Raw genomic sequence first — 19,967 nt, 5'->3', positions numbered from 1 at the left:
CGGTGCGCGGCGGTCGTACGGGTGCCGGGGCGGCGGAGAGGCTCGAAGGCCGCCGGGAACCGGTCACGACGCCGCCTGCTCCGCGCCGCGGACGGTGCCGTCGTGGCCGGTGCGGACGCTGCGACCCCACGCGCCCGCGTGGGCGTGCAGGATCGCCTCGACGGCGGAGCGCGTCTCCGTACCGGCCCAGTCGCGCTGGAACTCGCCGAGCAGCTGGAGCCAGGTGAGCGGGACGCCACCCGCCTGCGTGATGCGCCGGAGGCCCAGCTGATGGGCCTGTGCGCTCGTGCCGCCGGAGGCGTCGGCGACGACGTACACCTCACGCCCCTCCTCCAGCGCGGACAGCGCGGGCAGGACGACGCCGACCTCGGACCATAGGCCGGCGATGACGATCTGCCGGCGGCCGGTGGCCAGCACCGCGTCCCGCACCCGCTTGTCGGCCCAGGCGTTGATGAGGGTGCGGCAGATGATCCGTCGGCGCGGAAAGACGTCGGTGAGCTCCGGGAGGAGCGTCCCGCCGAACTCCTCCGGGGCGATGCCGGTGAGAACGGTCGGGACGCCGAACGCGTGTGCCGTCCTGGCCAGCCCCGCCACGTTGTTGCACAGCGCCTCGCGCTCACCGGGGGTACCGCCGGCCATCATCCGAGGCTGGTGGTCGATCAGGACCAGCACGCTCTCGTGCGGGCTGAGCAGGGTCTTGTACGCGTGCGAGGTCATCGGAGTCTCTTTCCGTGCCGGGAGGATCAGTTGGTGCGGCGACAGGAAAGAGCTTCCGACGAGGCGACTCGCGCGGGGACGACGTGATCACGTGATCGCGACGGCGGGGTCACGTGATCCCTAAGGCCGCCCGCGGGGGATTCTGGTGAGACCGCGTCCGGCGGATCACGTGGCGACCACTGGCCGGCCCGGCTCGTCGCTCCCGGTACGGGGCCGGGTGACCGGCGAATACCGCGTGGCCGGCCCGGTCAGGACCCGCCGACGAGACTCGCCTCGGTGACGTCCGCGTCCGGCGTGCCCGTCTCGGCCAGATGCACGGCCGTCAGGCGCGCGAGCTCGACCCGGCTGGAGACGCCCAGTTTGGCGAAGACGTTGCGCAGATGGGCGTCCACGGTGTGGCGGGACAAGAACAGCCGGTTGGCGACCTGGCGGTTGGTGAGTCCGTCGGCCACGAGCCGTACCACCCGCATCTCCGACGGCGTGATCGCGCCCCAGCCCTCCGCCTGCCGGTCCGCCGACCGCGGCATCCTGCGGTGTACGCCCAGGGCGCGCAGTTCCTGTCGTGCCCGCGCCGCGCCGCGCCGGGCGCCCGCGGTGCCGTAGAGGGTGAAGGCCTCTTCCCACAGCGCCAGGGCCTCGGCACGGCCCGCGGTGACCTTCGCCGCGTCTTCCAGGGCTGCGGCCAGGGCCAGGGGGCGCGGGGCCGAACGCCACAGCCCCACCGCCCGCCGCAGCCCGCCGGGACTGCCCGACAACAGCGCGTCGACGTGCACGGCGGCGGCCTGGGCCGACGCCAGCTGCGGGCTGCGGACGGCGAGCAGCCGGGACGCCTCCGCCGCGCGCTCGGCCTGTTCGGGCAGCCCCGCCCGCAAGGCGATCCGCACCAGCTCCGGCCCGATTCCGGGCTCGTAGCACAGGGGGCGGATCCAGTCGGGCAGGATCGCCCAAAGCCCGTCGCCGGGATCGGCGGCCTCCTGGTCGCTGACGGCCTGCGCATCGCGCAACAGTACGTCCGCCAGCAACAGTTCGTCGACGGCGACGCGAACCCCGCCCTCCGCGAACCTGCGCGCGGTGGTGAGCAGGGCCCGGGCGGAGGCGAGGTCGTCGCGCCAGATCGCCAGGCGCGCCAGGAGCGCGCGGGTCGCCTGGGCCGTGGGAGGAGTACCCAGGGCGAGGGCGCTGTTCAGCGTCGCCTCGGCCTCGGCGGTGGCCTGTGTGAGCCGTCCCGCGGCCAGCCACAGCCGCGACCGGTGACCACGAAGCCGGGGTACGGCCCAGGGCACGCCGAGCTGTTCGGCCTCCCGCTGGCCCAGGTCGAACGCGGCCTCGGCCTCGGCGAAACGCTCGGCGACGGCGAGAGCCTCGCCGAGCCATCTGCGGGGCGCGTGCCAACGCGCCTCACCGCCGCTGTGCTCGGCGACGGCGGTCGCTCGCTCGGCGAGGACCACGGCCTCCTCCACCCGCCCGGCCGCGAGAGCGGCCCGCGAGCGGGCGGTGTACCCCGACGTCACGGCGGACGGCTCCCCTGCGGCTTCGCCCAGCCGGACCGCTTCGTCTCCGGCCGCGTCGGCAGCCGTGCAGCCCGGGTCCTCGCCCGCCGCGAGTCCGCCGTCGACGAGGGTGTGGGCGCGCAACGACCACAACTGCGCCTGATTGACCAGGGGGACACCCTCGTCGGCCAGGGCGAGGTCCACCTGCGTGAGGACCTCGGGGGTCCGGCCGGTGAACTTCAGGGCCGCCGCGACACCGTGCCGTACCGTGGCCAGGGCGGTCGGATCCGACACCGCCGCGAGCTCGGCCTCGCCCAGTTCCATCGCCTCGTCCATGCGCCCGCTGAACGACAGGGCGGCCAGCGCCTTGCAGACGGTGGCGGGACGGTCCAGGTCGCCGGGGTCGCCGAGCTCGACCAGCCGGATCAGCAGATCGGCGGCGGTCCCCGGCGCGGCGCCCACGATGCTGTCGGCCGCGTCCCGCAGGACCCGCAGCGCCTGCGCGTCCCCTCGCCGGGCCCCGAAGGCGACGTGCGTCGCCGACTCGGCCGCCGGTCTGCCCTCGGCGGCCAGCACCGCACCCGCCTCGCGGTGCAGCGCGTGCTTCACGGGCGTCGTGAGGCTGTCGTACACGGCTTGCCGGACCAGGTCGTGCCGGAACCCGAGCAGCGGGCCCTCCACGGCGAGCTGCCCCTGCGCGACGGCCTCCTCGGTGGCCGCGGTCATCTCCCGAACCGGCACGCCCATCACCCCCGCGGCCTCGTGCACCGTGAACGGCCGGCCCAGGACGGCCCCCGCCTCGGTCAACCGCCTGGCGGCGGGGGACAGGTGCCGCCACCGGCGGGCCACCTGGGCCCGGAATCCGTCGGGCAGCGCGCCGGGCGTGACGCGGGCGACGCCGTCCTCGACCAGCACCCGCCCCTGCTCGCGCAGCGCCCACAGCAGCTCCTGCAGGAGGAACGGGTTCCCGGCCGCGCCCGCCACCCAGTCCCGCAGCCCCTCGCCGGGGCGGGCACCGAGCGTGTGCGTCGCCAGCTCCTCCACCGCCTCGTCGGACAGCGGACCGACAGTCAGTGACCGGGCGCCGTCGTCCACCAGCCCCTCGACCGCGGTGCGCATCACGGACGCTTCCGGCAGCGGCCGCCCCGCGAGCACCCACAGCACCCGGGCGTCGGAGAGCGCGGGGACCAGGGAGCGGACCATCAGGGCCGTGACCTCGTCAGCCCATTGCACGTCGTCCAGGACGATCAGCAGCGGCCGGGAACGGGCGTACGCGGCGATCCGCTCGCTCAGCAGGGCCGTCTGCCGGTACGGGACGGCCGACCGCGCCGCGAGCTCGGCCCGGTCGGGCTCCTCGAGCACCGGCACGGTGCCGCTGCTGAGGGCGGTCACCAGGGTGACCAGAGGGGAGAGCCGGTCGAGTTCGGTGGCCCTCCCCTCGGCGACGGCCACGCCCAGCGCGGCTGCCTCCCGCGCCGCTTCGGCGACCAGACGCGACGTACCTATGCCCGCCTCACCTGACACCACGAGACACTGGCCCGCTCCCGCCACGGCCGCGCCGACGGCCGCCGACACGATCTGAAGAGCGTGCCGGCGTCCCACCAGCGGAGCCGTTTCCCGGTCACGGCCCGGCGTGCCCACCATGTGCGTTCCCCCTCGCGCAGGGCCGGTGTGCCGGCCGATGCCTGTCGGCCCATGATCAACTGGGTGGAAGGCAATCGCCAAGCGGGAGCAGGCCGGCCGCGGAGGCGTGACGGCTCAGCGGTGCTCGGGGTTCTCGAAGTCGAATCGGCAGCCGGCGTCCCACTCGGAGCGCTGGTTTCCGTGGGCGGGGATGCCGCCGGCGTCCTTGAGCATGCGGGCCAGGTGGAGCTGGTTCCAGGTCATGAAGGTGGTGTTGCGGTTGGTGAAGTCGTTGTCCGGCCCGCCGGAGCCGGGGTCGAGGTACGACGGGCCCGGGCCGGCCGGGCCGACCCAGCCCGCGTCGGCCTGCGGCGGAATCACGTACCCGAGGTGCTGGAGGCTGTAGATGACGTTCATCGCACAGTGCTTGGCGCCGTCCTCGTTGCCGGTGATCAGACAGCCTCCGACCCTTCCGTAGTAGGCGTACTGGCCTTGCTCGTTCAGGATCGACGAGCATGCGTACAGGCGCTCGATCACCTGCTTCATGACTGAGGAGTTGTCTCCCAGCCACACAGGTCCGGCCAAGGTGAGGATGTCGGCGGCCATCACCTTCGAGTAGATGACGGGCCACTCGTCGGTCTCCCACCCGTGCTCGGTCATGTCCGGCCACACACCGGTCGCGATGTCGATGTCCACCGCCCGCAGCACCTCGACCTCGACACCCTGGCGCTCCATGATGCCGGTGCTGATGTCGATCAGCCCCTGGGTGTGGCTGCGCTCCGGTGACCGCTTGAGGGTGCAGTTGATCACCAGCGCGCGGAGATCACGGTAGGACGAGCCGGCGTCGGTCATCGATGCATCCCCTTGCGAACGAGTGGGCGGTCGGACGACCCACCACGCCCGGCTGCCGACATCGATAGGGCTCCGGGTTGGTCCGGCCGAAAATCCCGTCCACTGTCTCGCCTCGTCGAGCGGAATGACCGAACGCCGCGCCAACGGCAGCGAAGTCGACCCGCGATCACCCGCGTGGCTCGCACCGATGACACATTGTGTGGGGTCGGGCGGGTCGGGGCGTGATGATGTGGGTATGTCACGTAGTTTTGAAGAGCTTGTCGCCGAAGCCGAGTCGACATCCGTGGAAGGTTGGGATTTCTCCTGGCTGGATGGCCGGGCGACCGAGGAACGCCCGTCGTGGAGCTATCAGCAGGCGATGAGTCGGCGGCTCGCAAGCGTGTCGGCGGCGCTCGACATCCAGACCGGTGGCGGTGAGGTTCTGGCCGGGGCGGAGAAGCTGCCGCCCACGATGGCCGCGACGGAGTCCTGGCCGCCGAATGTGGCCAAGGCGACCAGGCTGCTGCACCCGCGCGGGGCGGTGGTCGTCGCCGATCCGGACGAGCCGCCGCTGCCGTTCGCCGATGAGGCGTTCGACCTGGTGACCAGTCGGCATCCCGCGACCGTGTGGTGGTCCGAGATCGCCCGAGTGCTGCGACCCGGTGGGACGTACTTCGCCCAGCACGTCGGGCCTGCCAGCGTGTGGGAGCTGGTGGAGTACTTCCTGGGGCCGCAGCCCGAGGCGCGCCGGAAGCGGCACCCTGACGACGAGACCGCGGCGGCGAAGGCCGCCGGCCTGGAGATCGTCGACGTGCGCACGGAACGGCTGCGGATGGAGTTTTTCGACGTCGGCGCCGTGATCTACTTCCTCCGCAAGGTGATCTGGACGGTGCCCGGTTTCACCGTCGAGCATTACCGCGGCCGCCTGCACGAGCTGCACGAGAAAATCCAGGCCGAGGGGCCGTTCGTCGCCCACTCCTCCAGGAGCCTCATCGAGGCACGCAAGCCTGAGCGCGCCTGAGAGCTCGCGGAGGCAGGCGTGTCCTCATGGACAGCGCTTCGCCGGGCGTCCCAGCGGCCGGTGGTCCATGCCCGGCGGATCAGGCTACGGACCCTGCAATGTCCCCCGCCTGACGCTGTGTGCTGGCGGGCATCGACCGGCTCCTCGCGGGCTGGGTGGCCCTCCGAGCCTGCGAGGGGCGCGCCGCACCTGTCTGCGCGGCGCGCCCGAGCGCGTGTGGCGGGCGGTTCGCCCGGCTCGCGGTCAGCCGACGGTGAGCGAGGTGTCGTCGATCACGAAGGAGGTCTGCAGCGTGGAGCCCTCCGTGCCGGTGAACCGCAGCGTCACGGTCTGGCCCGCGTACGCGGCGAGGTTGAAGCTGCGCTGGACGTAGCCGCTCGACGCGTTGAGGTTGGAGTACGTCGCGAGCGTGGAGAGCACCGTGCCGGAGCTGTTCAGGACCTCGACCTTGAGCTTGTCGTACGCCGTGGTCGTGGTGGTCTCGGCGGTGTCGATCCGGGTGTAGAAGCCGAGCGTGGCCGTGGTGCAGCCGGCCGGGATCGTCACCGTCTGGGAGAGCGTGTCGGTGTGGGCGGAGCCGTAGCCGCTCAGCCACGCCTTGTACGAGCCGGTACGGGCCGGGCGCGCCGGGTCGTTGGTGATGACGCCCGACGAGCCGGTCCAGACGGTGTCGCCGGACTCGAAGCCCGCGTTGTCGAGCAGCTGCCCCGCGGTGCAGGTCGTGCCGCCGCCGCCGCCGCCACCGCCGCCGGTGGTGGCCTTGGAGAGCCAGTCGGTGGCGTTCAGGGCGAGGGCCGCGTTGGTGCCGGCGGGGTCGTTCCAGCCGTCGTACAGCGTGTTCCCGGACTGGCCGGTGCCGTCGTCGATCGGCGAGCTGTCGCCCCAGATCGCGACCCGGCCGCTGCCGAAGGTGCTGGTCGCGAAGAAGGCGCCGGTGTTTCCGGAGTAGCCGGTGCGGTAGATGAGGCCCTTGACGGAGGGGTTGTCGGCCGGCTTGAGGGTGGCGGTGGTGCCGTTGCGGATGATGCTGCCGGTCACCTTGCCGAAGGCGCCGTTGAGCACCGGGTCGGTGCTGTCGGCGATCGCCCGCGGGTTGTCGGTCTGGATGTTCAGGACGTCGAGGCTGAAGCCGAACGGGTCGGTGTTGTCGACGCCGTTGTCGCTCATCAGGTCGTTGATGATGGCGAGCGCGTCCCAGCCGTCGTTGTTGCGGTCGGCGACCGTGTGGTCGGAGACCAGGAAGAGGCCGCCGCCGTTCTGGACAAACTTCATGACCGCGGTCTTCTCGCTCGCGCTGAGCCGGATGTTGGGCTCGGGCAGCACGAAGGTGTCGAAGTTCTGCAGGTCGGTCGCGGCGGTGGTGCCGTAGGTGATGGTGCCGCCCGAGGGCAGCGTCTTGAGCGAGTAGCGCCCGGTCTTCTGCAGCGCCACGCCCCAGGCGGAGATGGCGCCGGTCCAGTCGGTCTCGACCGAGGGCGACGCGTTCTGGGTGAGCGGGTCGGGCTGGCCGGTGCCGATGATCCAGTCGGCGTTTCCGGCGGTCTCCGCCTTGGAGTTGTCGAAGAGCACACGCAGCGGCGTGGTGGTGGCGGTCGTGGCCGTGGTCGTGGCCGTGTCCGTCAGGGCGGCGCCGGCCCGGGGCGCGGCCGCGGCGGACGAGCCGAGCAGCGGAGCCGCGGCGGCGGCGAGGAGAGTGCCGCAGGCGGTCAGGGTGGCGAAGCGGCGGGTGGACCTTCTGAGTCCGAGCATCCGTCAGACCTCCGTGAGGGGTGAGGGGGGAAGGCGGTGCGGGAGCCAATTCTGCGCGCGTAGAACGTCGGGGATCGAACGTCCGGCGCACGTGTTCTTGAACCGTACATGACGAGCCGGTGTGGCTGGAACGGTTGGATCCGGGACGGCGGGCGGAGCGCCGGTCGCGGCTACCCGAGGGGCAAGTCGGAGTATTCCCTTGATATCCCGTATCGGCGGTTTTCAGCAAAGTAAAGGCACCGTCAAATCCCCTGGTCGAACATGGTGTTGGACGCTTGTTCGTCCCTAGGGTGCGGATGTCCGCGTCGCTTTCCCGGCGCGCGGTGACGCCCTGCCGAATCCGGCCGGGCGTCGTTTTGTGCTGCCCTGAAAGTTCCTGGAGTTGAATATGAGGGCGTGGTATGCCCACCCACCGATGTGGTCAAGACGCAGAGGAAGACCGCAGTCGGTGGTCCTGACCGCGGTGCTCGCGGTCCTGATCTCGTTCGTCGCCGTCCCCGAGGCGCAGGCCGCCCACGGACCCCACCCCAAGGTGTGGACGCCGCCGAACACCAAGCTGGACAAGACGAAGTCCGTCGAAGGCGCGACGGACCCCGGCGAGCTCGGCGCCTCCGTCGACCCGCGCACCGGGGTCACCGGCCGCTGGCGGTCGGCCCGCAAGCCGGTGCCGACCGGTTCGGCCACCGTCTCCCTGCCGCACGCGCCCGGCGCCGGCCGGAAGGCCGCCGCGATACGCGCCGGCAAGCTGCCCGTCTCCGTCGCCGACCTCGGCGCCGTGAAACCGGCCAAGTCCGGGTCGAAGGCTGCCAAGGGGGCGAAGTCCGGCAAGTCCGCCGAGGGCGCGAAGAAGGCCGCAGGCAGCAGCGCCGTCGGAGACCCGGCCGCGGACTCCGACTCAGCCGCCGCCGTCAGCGTCACCGTCAGCGACCCGGCCGCAGGCAAGGCCGCCGGCGCCTTCGGCAACCTGATCACCGTGCGCGGCGCCTCGCCCGCGACCGACGCCGGCCGCTCCGTCCGCGTCGAACTCGACGTCAACACGCTGCAGGGCTCCGGCGCCTGGCGCGACCGCGCCCGCCTCGTACGGATGCCCGCCTGCGCGCTGACCACGCCGGCGAAGGCCGGCTGCCGCACCCGTACGCCCGTCCCGTCCACCCTGGACCCGCGCACCGGGAAGCTGACCGCCGACGTCACGCTGCCCGCCACGGCGCAGACCGACAGCACCGGCGCCCAGCGTTCGTTCGCCACGCAGCAGACCTCGACTGCGATGGTGCTGTCCGCCGAGCCGGCCACCTCGGGCTCCGGCGGCTCGTTCGCGGCCACGCCGCTCTCCCCGTCGGCGTCGTGGAGCGCCGGATCCAACGCCGGCAACTTCACGTACAGCTACACCTTCTCCATGCCGACCGCGATCGGCGGAGCCGCGCCCAGCGTCATGCTCGGCTACGACTCCTCCACCGTCGACGGCATGACCGCCGCCTCCAACTCGCAGGCGTCCTGGGCCGGTGAGGGCTGGGCTTACACCCCGGGCTTCATCTCGCGGCAGTACAAGCCGTGTCTGAAGAACGGCATCGACATGTCCGGCGACGAGTGCTGGGCGGGCCAGACCCTCAGCCTCAACCTGGCCGGCCACTCCGGCCAGGTCGTCAAGGACGACACCACCGGCGTACTGCGCCTCCAGGGCGACGACGGCACGAAGATCACCCCGCTCACCGGGCTGAACAACGGTGCCTGGAACGGCGAGGGCTTCAAGGTCACCACGACCGAGGGCACCGACTACTACTTCGGCGCCAACCACCTGCCCGGCGGTGACGGCAGCGACCCGGCCAGCGAGTCGGTCAACACCGTGCCGGTGTACCACCCCAAGTCCGGCGACCCCTGCTACAGCGCCTCCACCGGACTCGCCTCGTGGTGCCAGATGGGCTGGCAGTGGAACCTCGACTACATCGTCGACCTCCACGGCAACCTCATCAGCTACACGTACGACAAGGAGGACAACTGGTACGCCCGGGGCGGCGGCCAGAACAACGGCAACGGCGCCCGCACCAAGTACCAGCGCGCCTCCCAGCCCCACACGGTCTCCTACGGCCAGCGCCTGCCCGAGCAGGTCGCCGCGAAGGGCGGCGTCAAGCCCGCCGTCGTGATGACCTTCACGGCCAAGGAGCGCTGCTTCGAGACGACCGGCTGCGAGGCCGCCGACCGCACCCTCGCGAACCAGAGCCGCTGGAAGGACACGCCGCTCGACCAGCAGTGCGCCGACACCGGCACGTGCACCGTCTACGGCCCGACGTTCTGGACCTCCAAGCGGCTCGCCGAGGTGAAGACCGAGGTCCTCGTCGGCACCGGCTACCGCACCGTCGACAACTGGACGCTCACCCACGGCTGGTCGTACCCCGACGACGCCACCCAGAGCCCCACCATGTGGCTCCAGTCGATCAAGCGCACCGGCTCCAACGGCCTGGCCGCGCTCGACCTGCCCCCGGTCACCTTCACCGGCGTGCAGATGCCCAACCGGGTCGACGAGGTCACCGTCACCGCCTCGCGGTTCAACCGGCCCCGCATGACGGAGATCGTCACGGAGACCGGCGGCCGCATCAACGTCGGCTACAAGCCGGTGGAGTGCTCGCGGGTGGCCGGCACCATGCCCGCCTCGCCCGAGACCAACACCATGGCCTGCATGCCGGTCAAGTGGGTCAAGCCGGGCTCGCCGACGGGCACCGCGCCGTCGCTCGACTGGTTCCACAAGTACCTGGTCCGCTCGGTCACCCAGGAGTCCCGCGTCACCTCCGGTGTCGCCCGCGTCACCGAGTACGAGTACGGCGGCGGCGCCGCCTGGCACCGCAACGACTCCGAGTTCGCCGACGACGACGCCCGGACGTACGACAACTTCCGCGGCTACGCGACGGTCACCACGACCACCGGCAACGGCACCGACGGCCCCAAGAGCAAGTCCGTCGCCACCTTCCTGCGCGGCATGGGCGGCCAGGTGACCGACACCTGGGGCGGCACCATCACCGACGAGGAGGAGTACGCGGGCTTCGTCCGCGAGACCCAGACCTTCGAGTCGGTCGCGGCGGACGCCAAGGTCCTCAGCGGCGAGCTGAGCACGCCGTGGCGCTCGGCGATCACCTCCACCCACACGCCGTCCGTGTCCGGACTGCCGAAGGTCACCGCCCGCTTCATCAACACCGCCCAGGTCCGGGAGCGGGCACGGCTCGCCGACGGCAGCTGGCGGGAGACCAAGCGCGAGGTCACCTACGACCCCGACCTCTCGCACGCCGCACGCGTGCAGAAGGTCGACGTCTACGGTGACGTCACCAAGCCCGAGCAGCGCCAGTGCACCGAGACGTCCTACGCCTCCGGCGCCAACCCGATGCTGATCGAGCTCCCGTACCGCGTCCTGACGCTGGCCGGACCGTGCGGCGCCACGCCGAACGCCGCCAACACCATCGCGGACACCCACAACCTGTACGACAACCAGCCGCTGGGCACGGTCGGCGACCGCGCTCTGCAGACCTCCACCGAGGTGCTGAGCTCGTACAACGCGGACGGCTCGCCGAACTACCGCGTGACGGCCAAGGCCACCTTCGACAAGTACGGCCGCCAGGTCTCCACGACCGACCCGAACACCAAGGACGCCTCACACCCGGACGGCGCGACGACCACGACGGCGTACACGCCGGCCGAGGGCGCCCTGCCGACCTCCGTGGCGGTGACCAACCCGCTCGGCTGGACCTCGACCACCACCATGGACCCGGGCCGCGGCCTGCCGACCCGCGCGGTGGACGAGAACGGGCGCTTCACGGACGAGGACTACGACTCCCTCGGCCGCCTGGTCGCGGTGTGGAAGCCCGGCCGTGACAAGGCCACGCAGTCCCCGAACCAGAAGTTCGCCTACGACCTGAAGGCCAACCGCGACGGCCCGGCCGCCATCACCACGCAGAACCTGCGCGAGGACGGCAGCTACGGCACCAGCATCCAGATCCACGACGGCTTCGGCCGGGTCCGCCAGACCCAGGCGCAGCCGCCGTTCGGCTCCGTGGGCCGGCTGATCTCCGACGCGATCTTCGACACCCAGGGCCGCGAGGTCCAGACGACCCCGTCGTACTTCAACAACGACTCGGGCCCGACGTCCGTCGTCTTCGTCCCGCAGGACTCGCAGATCCCGGCGCAGACCTGGAACGAGTACGACGCCCTGGGCCGGGTCACGGCCAGCAAGTTCATGTCGTACGGCCAGGAGCAGTGGCGCACGACGACGACGTACGCGGGCGCGGACCGGATCGACGTGACGCCGCCGCCGGGCGGGTTCGCGAGCTCTTCGATCACGGACGCGCTGGGGCGGACGACGGAGGTCAGGCAGTACAAGGCGAACACGCCGACGGGGGCGTACGACGCGACCACGACGTCGTACGACATCGCTGGTCGCCCAGTACTCCGTAAGGACTCGTCCGGTCACGAGTGGCGCTACACCTACGACCTGCTCGGACTGCTGAGCAGCAGCTCCGACCCGGACTCGGGCGCGTCAAAGAACTCGTACGATGCGGGCGGCCGGGTCATCACGAGCACGGACGCGCGCGGCCGGTCGACCAGCTTCACGTATGACCTGCTGGGCCGGCAGACGGCCACGTACGACGGGACGGACACCACCGATCCGGCGAAGAAGACTCTGGAGCGGACGTACGACGCCAAGGCGAAGGGCAAGCCGGACACGGCCACGCGATTCGTGAACGGCCAGGCGTACAAGTCCACGGTCACCGGCTACGACATCGGCTACCGCCCCACCGGCGCGTCGATCACCATCCCGGCCAGTGAGGGCGCCCTCGCCGGCACGTACACCTCCTCGGTGACGTACACCCCGGTCCTCGGCCTGCCGAAGACCACGACCCTGCCCGTGGCCGGCGGCATGACCGCCGAGCGGGTGACCAACTCGTACGACGTCGACGGCAACTTCATCGGCTCTAGTGGCAAGTCCGCCCTGGTCACCGATGTGCAGTACGACGCCTTCGGCCGGCCCACGCGCACCACGGTGGGTCCGTACGGATCCCAGGTGGTCTCCACCCAGCTGTACGACGCCGGCACCGGCCGGGTCACGCAGTCCACTCTGGACAGCCAGCTCGCCGGCAACCACGTCGACTTCACGACGTACACCTACAACAAGGCGGGCTCGCTCACCTCGGCCCGCAACGTGCAGGACGGCACCAGCGTCGACACGCAGTGCTTCACGTACGACTACCTGGGCCGGCTCAGCGCCGCATGGACCGACAACGGTGGCACCACCACGGCGCCCGCCCCGTCGGTCTCCGGCATCGGCGGCTGCGCCAACCCGACCGAGCCGACGGCGGCCGACGCCGCCGGGCGGGTCGGCGGTCCGGCGCCGTACTGGCAGTCGTACGGGTACGACCTGACCGGCAACCGCACCAAACTGGTCCGGCACGACCCGACCGGCGCCACGGCCAAGGACCAGACGGTCGACCAGACCTTCGCCACCGGTCCGAACACCCCGACCACCGCGCCGGACACGGGCGGCGGCACGGGTGGCCCGCACGCGCTGACGACGTCGAAGACCACCGTCGGTACCGACGTGAAGACGGCGACGTACCAGTACGACGCGTCCGGCAACACCACGGCCATCACCAGCACGTCTGGGACGAAGCGGCTCACCTGGAACACAGAGGGCAGGATCGAGTCCGTCTCGGACACCGCCGCGGCGGGCCCGACGAGCTATGTCTACGACGCCTCCGGCAGCCAGCTGATCCGCCGCTCGCCCGGCAAGGCCACGCTGTACGTCGGCGCCGACGAGGTCACCCTCGATACGGCGACCGGCGCACTGTCCGACACCCGCACCTACCCGGCGCCGGGCGGTCTGTCCGTCACCCGCGTCACCAAGGCGGGTACGGGCAAGCTCTACTACCAGGCCGCCGATCCGCACGGCACCAACGGCGTCCAGTTCGAGGCCGGCACGCTCGCCACCGCACGTCGCCCCAGCGACCCCTTCGGCAACGCGCGCGGTACCCAGCCGGGCGTCGGCGCCTGGGCGGGCGGCCGCGGCTTTGTCGGCGGCACCATCGAGGAGACCGGATTCACCACGCTGGGGGCCAGACAGTACGACCCGGTCACGGGCCGCTTCCTGTCGGTCGACCCCATCTTCAGCGAGGGCGACCCGCAGTCCTGGAACGGATACGCGTACGCCGACAACGACCCGGTCGATCAGTCGGACCCGAGCGGCACGTGCATTCCCGCTGACGATGGAAGCGGCCGGTGCATGAGCGCCGCCGCCTGGCAGCGCTACTACGAGAAGCAGGAAGGCGGAGGCGGCGGAGGCGGCGGCGGTGACGGCGGGGGCAGCCCCACCGACGCCGGTACCACCCCGTCAACCCAGCAGGCCAAGAACGACAACGCCGCCAAGCAGGCCGCCGCTGCCGAGGCCCTGCGCCAGAAGCAGGCCGCCGACGAGGCCCTCGCCAAGGCGAAGCAGGAACGCGAAGAGCTGATGAGCAAGATCGTCGACGTCGTCGGCGACCTGATCGGCTTCAACGACGCGCGTGACTGCTTCACCAAGGGCGACGTCATGGGCTGCATCAACACCGCCCTGAACTTCGTCCCGTGGTCGAAGGTCTTCAAGGCAGTGAAGGTCGGCATCAAGGCGTTCAAGCTCTGGAAGGAGGGCGAGAAGGCGTACGACGCCTTCCGAGGCGCGCAGAAGATCGCACGCGAGGCGGAGGGCGCCATGGTCGCGGCGCGGAAGACAGCCGACGAGGCGGCGGCCGCGGAGGACGCGGCGGTCGCTGCCGAGAAGAAGGCCGCCGACGACGCGGCCAAATCGGCCGACGAAGGGGGCTCCTGCCCGCTCAGCGCCCGCCCGCACAGTTTCCCTGCCGGCACGCGGGTCCAGCTCGCGGACGGCACGACGAAGCCCATCGAAGAGGTCAAGGAGGGCGACCAGGTCCTGGCGAGCGACCCGCAGACGGGCGAGACCCGCGCGGAGACGGTCGAGCAGCTGATCACGACCCGGGACGACAAGGAGTTCACCGACCTCGTCCTCACGTCGGACGACGGCACGTCGAGCAAGCTGACGACGACCTGGCATCACCCCTTCTGGGACGCCACGGCACACCGCTGGACCGAGGCGAGCGAGCTGGCCACCGGCCACAGGCTGCGCACGGCCGACGGCACGCTGGTCACGGTCACCCGCGTCCGCAACTACCACCAGGCCGTGGTCACGTACGACCTGACGGTGCGCCGCCTGCACACGTATTTCGTGCTCGCGGGGACGTCACCAGTCCTCGTCCACAACTGTGGCGAAGAGGACGACTTCCAGATCGAGGACCACGTCGAGCCCCGGCACGTCGACGGCGGTGCTGAGAATGTCGAGGGTAAGTCGACGTTTGCGCCGGAGCTGAGTGACCGGGACTCCCTGCTGAACCTGGCGTCCCAGTCCAAGCGAATCCCGGGGCGCGTGCAACAGGCCACAGGCAGAATCCGCTGGGTCATCGACACGGGTCGACACATGGGGACCGATCAGAATGGCCTGCCCACGACCATCCTGACCATCGTTCGTGAGGACGCGGGTGGCTGGGACGCAGGCAATCTGGTGACGATGCACCCCGGCCTTCCTGCCGATCTCATACGCCCGTTCATCCATTGACGCCGGCAGTCCATTAGAAAGGGACCGCAGGTGAGGGTTGTAGAACGCCTCACCTGCGGTCCCGACACTCGTGACATGAAAGTGAGACTCGGCTCGTATGCGTTCTGTGCAGGTGCGAAATGCGAAAGGTGATGTGCTGCGTCGTCTCGCGGCCGACCCGAAATTCGATCCCGTCCTGTTCGGAGTCGACCTTCACGTGTATCCCCTGCTCGCGTCGATCGATCCCTACGGGGACACGGTCTTCAACTACTTGCAGGTGCGTCGGTTGCTGAACGAGCTCGCGACGTATCGACCGACCCAGCCGCCTTCCGAGGAGTTTCTCGGCGATCTCCGCGAGCTGTGCGATGTTGCACTGTCCGGGCCGCACCGCTTCCTGTGGTTCATCGGCGACTGATCTCGGGCTACAGGCAGCGGCAGGGGCCGGTGTCGCCTCCACGGCGGCACCGGCCCCTGCTGTTTCTCGACGATCAGCCGGTCACGTCACCGCGACCGTGTGCCACCTCTGCGCCCGCGTCTGGTTGCAGTCGTACAGCTGCGGCCGCGTCCCGTTCGCCGTCGCGCCCCCCGGGAGGTCGAGGCAGCGCCCCGAGCCCGGGTGGTAGATCGAGCCGTCCGGGCGGACGAGCCACTTCTGGTTGACGCCGCCGTTGCAGGACCAGAGTTGGACCTGGGTGCCGTTGCCCCAGGGACCGTTGCCGCCGACCTCGAGGCAGCGGCCCAGGATCTGGAGGCTGCCGTCGCCGGCGGCCTTCCAGGCCTGTGCGGCCGAGCCGTTGCAGGCCCACGCCTGGACCGCGCGGCCGTCGGCCGAGACGCCGCCGTCGACGTCGAGGCAGACGCCCGGCGCCATGTCCGAGACGACCGGGCCGGTGACGCTAGCCGGGTCGACCGCGTAGTCGTGGACGACCACGTCGGCGACCGAGCCGTTGTAGAAGTTGTTCGCGCGGCCCTGGTACTTGTAGCGGCCGAGGACCAGCGAACCCGCCGCCGCCAGCTTCGTGGTGTGCATGCCGGCCGAGGCGAGCGCGTCGTTGACGTACAGCGTCGTCTGGCCGGTCGTGGCGTTGTAGCTGATGGTCAGCTTCGTCCACGCGCCGACCTGCACTCGCGCCGCGCTGTTGCGCACGTCCGTGGTGTCGTAGGGCCAGCCGCCGTTGTCGGCGGTGGCCATGCCGAGGTGCCAGTTCACGACGCTGCCCTGCGTGGAGGGCCACAGCATGAAACCGCTGGCCTGGGTGTTGTCCTGGCTGATGACCACGCCGTCCGTCAACGCGTTGGCCTTCGTCCACAGCGAGATCGAGAAGGACTTGGTGGTGTCGACCTTGAGCCCGTCGGAATCGATCTCGCCGTCGGTGCCGTTGAACGTCGCCACCGTGGCCGGCGCGCCGTTGACGGTGTCGTTGGTGAAGGTGACGCCGCCCTTGACCGTGCCCGGGAACTTCCCGTACGCGTCCGGGGTCTTGCCGGCCACCGCGGCGGAGAGCCGCATGCGGTCGACGGGCGCGGTGGTGTCACCCAGGTTGGCCGGGGCCTCGAAGCCGGTGACGGCGGTCGCGCTGGTGCCGCCGGCGGTCTTGCCGCGCCAGAACATCAGCTGGTCACTGCCGGCGGCGACGGCCCAGAGGTCCGCGATGCCGTCCTTGGTGGCGTCGCCGACGGTGCCGACCTTCGGGAAGGCCGCGGGCGTCAGGCCGCTGCCGATGACGGACGAGGCCGGGCCCGTGGGGTTGGCGAGACCGGACAGGTCGAGTCGGCCGTCGGCCTTGGTCCCGATCGGGTACGAGCGGAGCGTGCCGTCGGTCAGGCTGCGGGTCCACAGCGTCGGCTGCGCCTTGCCGCTCGCCGGACCGGGGTTGAGCAGCTCGAAGTTGCCCCAGTTCCCGGTGTTGGACACCAGGACGGCGTCCGCGTCGAGGCTGTTGATGCTGTTCGAGCGGTACAGCCAGAGGTTGCCGCGCTCGACCGCGAGCACGGCCGTCTGGTCGGCGGCCAGGTCGCCGTCGAAGTCGTTCAGCGTCGCCTTGGGCGCGCCGAGCGCCAGGACCTGGGTGGCCTCGGACCAGTCCGGCACCCATCCGGCCGGGGGCGCGTCGAGCGGGGTGCCGTCGGGCGCCGCGAAGGTCGTCGGCTTGTCCACGGTCGTGTACGTGTTGAACGTGCCGTCGCCCTTGTTGGGGTAGAGGTAGAGGTTCCCCTTCAGCGCCGGGTTGGCCGTGGTGTGCGCGAAGACGTCGTCGACGCCCATGGAGCGCAGCGCGCCGCGGTGCGTGGTCTGCACGTCGTTCCACGTGGTGCCCTGCGGCGCGAGGCCGAGCAGGGCGGCCTGAGCGATGGTCGGATCGCTGTCCGCCGTCATGTGCATCAGGTTGCCCGCGGCGTCCGGCTTCAGGATGTCGCCGCGGCCGTCCTTGTCGAGGTCACCGGGGACGGCGGCACCCTTCGCCGGGTCCCACGGCACGTAGAAGGTGTACGGGAAGGGCTGGCTGTAGTTGCCCGCCACGTCCATCGCCTGCACGAAGAGGATGTTGGTGCCCCAGATCCTCGGCGTGTACGAGAAGGTGCCGCTCGCGCCGCGTACCACGCCCGGGTCGGAGCACTTCCAGCCGGTGACCGGCGTGGGGTCCGTGGTCCAGCGGAAGCAGGCCGCGCCGGAGGCGTTCAGGCCGCTGGCGGGCGCCGGGTCGGTGACGTTGACCCGGAACGTACCGGTTTCGTTGATCTTCAGCTTCGGTACGACGTTGACCGTGCCGCTCGCCGGGAAGTCGGTGGAGCTGACGGTGACCGCCGGCGGCGTCTTGTCGACGCGGAAGTAGCACCACGCCGTGTCACCGGACGAGAGCCAGCCGTCCCTGACGTTGGCGGTCCAGCCGTACTGGTGGCCGTCCGTGAAGGTGCCGCCCCAGTACTCGACCTCGCCGTAGCTGCCGGTCGGGCCGACGTCCTGCCGGACGCTCCAGTTGGAGTCGTTGTCGTCCCAGATGTGGAAGTTGGTGTACAGCTGGTTGTAGCCGATCGGCGACCAGGTGTTGACCCGCAGCTTGATGTACTGGTTGGCGCCGACCCAGCCCGGGTTGTACCAGGGGTTGCCGCCGGGCGTCTGGCAGTCGTTGTAGCTGCCGCTGTCGGCGAAGCCGGGCGTCGGGACGGTGCGCGGATACCAGATGGTGGGCGCGATGTCGTACTCGATCGCGATGACCGGGTCCGGGCCGAGGTGGTGACGGTAGTACATGTTGTTCTCGTCTTCACCCGAGAAACCGACCGTCCAGTTCGACCACTTCTGGTCGGCGGCCCGCTGCACCCACCACTTGACGTCGTAGTAGATGTTGCCGTTGCCGGTGATCCACTGCGTCCCGACCTTGTCGCAGCCGTTCATGTAGCCGGTGCCGCAGGGCTGGTTGTTCCAGGTGGCGCCGCCGGGGATCATCGGCGTGTTCCACAGGGCGATGCCCTTGTTGGTGCCGGGGGCGGAGGAGCTGACGACGGAGGCGGTCAGCGTGGCGCTCGCGATCTGGGCGGTGCCGTGCGAACCGTCGGCGTACAGCTGGGACGGGATGCCGAGCTGGAAGTACGAGCGGTAGCGGCCGTATCCGGTGCAGTCCGAGTAGCCGCAGTAGCCCACGCCCAGGCTGGAGAGCGTGTTGACGTTCGACGTCGTCGGGTGGTTCTCCTGCACCTGGGCGTTGACCTGGCGGTTGGCCTGGGCGCTCACCGTCGGGTCGAGGTACCAGGGGCCGGTGCCCTTGCCGAAGGTCTTCGGATCGGGCGTCAGGACGAGCGCGTCGGCGCTCGCCGCGACCTTCATGGTGGAGACGTTCGCGCCGTCACCCGGCTGCTCGGCCGAGGAGCGGACGCCCGCCACGGGAGCGGCCGCGAGGGCTCCGGAGGCCTGCTGCGCGGTCTTCGTCCAGCGCGGCGCGGGGGCCGCGTACGCCGAGTCCCACTGGAACGGGGTGGGCGCGTGCAGCCGGGCCTTGCCGCGGGTGTCCTTGAGGACGATGTTGCCGGCGTGGTCGGCGGACAGGTTCAGACCGGTGGTGCGCACCGGGAAGCGCAGCTCCTTGAGCCGCGGATCGGCCGCCGCCTTCGCCGTCTTGACGACGACGACCTCGCGCCAGCCGCCGTCGGCGAGCGCGGTCACCTTCAGGTCCACGTCGGGCAGCACGGAGGCGTACGTGGCGGTGGCGCCGCTCAGCGCCGGCTTCGGCAGGGCGAAGGGCGCGGTCACCGCGAACTGCTTGCCGTCGTCCGTGGTGATGGTGGCCAGCGGGCCGGTGCCGCCGCCGGAGAGCGCCAGACGGGCGCCGGTCTCCTTCGGCATGACGGTGTTTCCGGGGCCCGCGTGCAGCGTCGGGTCCAGGGTGCGCCAGTGGCCGGCGCGCTTGACCCGTACGGACTGGGCGTGGGTCTTCGTGATGAGCCGGTGGCCGTTCGGGCTGGCGACCGTCTCCGACGACTCCGTGGTCAGGGCGTCGATCGGGACGGGTCTGCCGGTCTCCTTGGCCTCGCGCAGGGCGTCCTGCACGGCCTTGTCGGTGCCGGTGGCGGCCTTCGGCTGCTGGGCGCCGCCCCGGGCGGCGGTGGCCGTCGCGGTGCCGCCGGTGGCGGCGGGCGCCGCCGCCACCGCGAGCGGCGCGGCGGTCATGCCGAGCGCCAGCGCGGTGGCGAGTGCCACCGCCCCCCGGCCGGCGACGCCCTTCGTACGGACGCGAGACGGCCGGAATGCCCGGCGTCTCGCGGCTATGTCTGACATGTGGTTCGAGTGTCCCCTCGCGCGGGCCCGCCGGTCTGACGGCGGGCATACGGTCGGGAACGATGCAGGCTCGGACAGGTGGGGTCAAGCCACCTCGGCGGTGTGGGCGGGCTTGTCCGTTTTGATCACCGCGACGAGGCGAACGAA

At 71.0% G+C, this 19,967-nt stretch carries 8 protein-coding genes; 3 read left to right on the top strand and 5 right to left on the bottom strand.

Annotation, left to right across the window (positions count from 1 at the left end; translation table 11 throughout):
- Positions 1–63: 63 nt before the first annotated feature.
- The 3 genes from ACIRSU_RS01410 to ACIRSU_RS01400 all read right to left on the bottom strand — a co-directional run bounded on the left by ACIRSU_RS01410 (position 64) and on the right by ACIRSU_RS01400 (position 4,682).
- Positions 64–717, bottom strand: coding sequence for a hydrolase (locus tag ACIRSU_RS01410; RefSeq protein WP_403787969.1), 654 nt, complete (start codon positions 715–717; stop codon positions 64–66).
- 248 nt (positions 718–965) lie between these two features.
- Positions 966–3,851: an AAA family ATPase gene (locus ACIRSU_RS01405; RefSeq protein ID WP_403787967.1), complete on the bottom strand. Its 2,886-nt coding sequence runs from the start codon at positions 3,849–3,851 to the stop codon at positions 966–968.
- A gap of 114 nt (positions 3,852–3,965) precedes the next feature.
- Positions 3,966–4,682, bottom strand: a complete 717-nt coding sequence (locus ACIRSU_RS01400) for a flavodoxin family protein (protein ID WP_403787965.1) — start codon at positions 4,680–4,682, stop codon at positions 3,966–3,968.
- Positions 4,683–4,917: 235 nt separating this feature from the next.
- Between ACIRSU_RS01400 and ACIRSU_RS01395 the strand changes: the two genes are divergently transcribed.
- Positions 4,918–5,682: a class I SAM-dependent methyltransferase gene (locus ACIRSU_RS01395; RefSeq protein ID WP_403787963.1), complete on the top strand. Its 765-nt coding sequence runs from the start codon at positions 4,918–4,920 to the stop codon at positions 5,680–5,682.
- Positions 5,683–5,925: 243 nt separating this feature from the next.
- Here the strand turns inward: ACIRSU_RS01395 and ACIRSU_RS01390 are convergent, their stop codons facing one another.
- The gene (locus tag ACIRSU_RS01390; protein ID WP_403787961.1) at positions 5,926–7,431 is read right to left on the bottom strand and encodes a hydrolase; all 1,506 of its coding nucleotides are present in this window, start codon (positions 7,429–7,431) and stop codon (positions 5,926–5,928) included.
- A gap of 448 nt (positions 7,432–7,879) precedes the next feature.
- Between ACIRSU_RS01390 and ACIRSU_RS01385 the strand changes: the two genes are divergently transcribed.
- Positions 7,880–15,070 carry a polymorphic toxin-type HINT domain-containing protein gene (locus tag ACIRSU_RS01385; protein ID WP_403787959.1) on the top strand — a complete coding sequence of 2,397 codons (7,191 nt, stop codon included), beginning with the start codon at positions 7,880–7,882 and terminating at the stop codon, positions 15,068–15,070.
- A gap of 97 nt (positions 15,071–15,167) precedes the next feature.
- The gene (locus ACIRSU_RS01380) at positions 15,168–15,464 is read left to right on the top strand and encodes a hypothetical protein (RefSeq protein ID WP_403787957.1); all 297 of its coding nucleotides are present in this window, start codon (positions 15,168–15,170) and stop codon (positions 15,462–15,464) included.
- A gap of 81 nt (positions 15,465–15,545) precedes the next feature.
- Here ACIRSU_RS01380 and ACIRSU_RS01375 read toward each other — a convergent pair whose 3' ends face one another.
- On the bottom strand, positions 15,546–19,820 hold the full coding sequence (locus tag ACIRSU_RS01375) for a ricin-type beta-trefoil lectin domain protein (protein WP_403787955.1): 4,275 nt from the start codon (positions 19,818–19,820) through the stop codon (positions 15,546–15,548).
- Positions 19,821–19,967 lie beyond the last annotated feature (147 nt).

The sequence above is a fragment of the Streptomyces sp. NPDC101160 genome (assembly GCF_044768205.1).
Taxonomy (GTDB): domain Bacteria; phylum Actinomycetota; class Actinomycetes; order Streptomycetales; family Streptomycetaceae; genus Streptomyces.
Note: the sequence above shows the minus strand (reverse complement) of the source record. Positions and strands in the feature narration are given on the sequence as shown.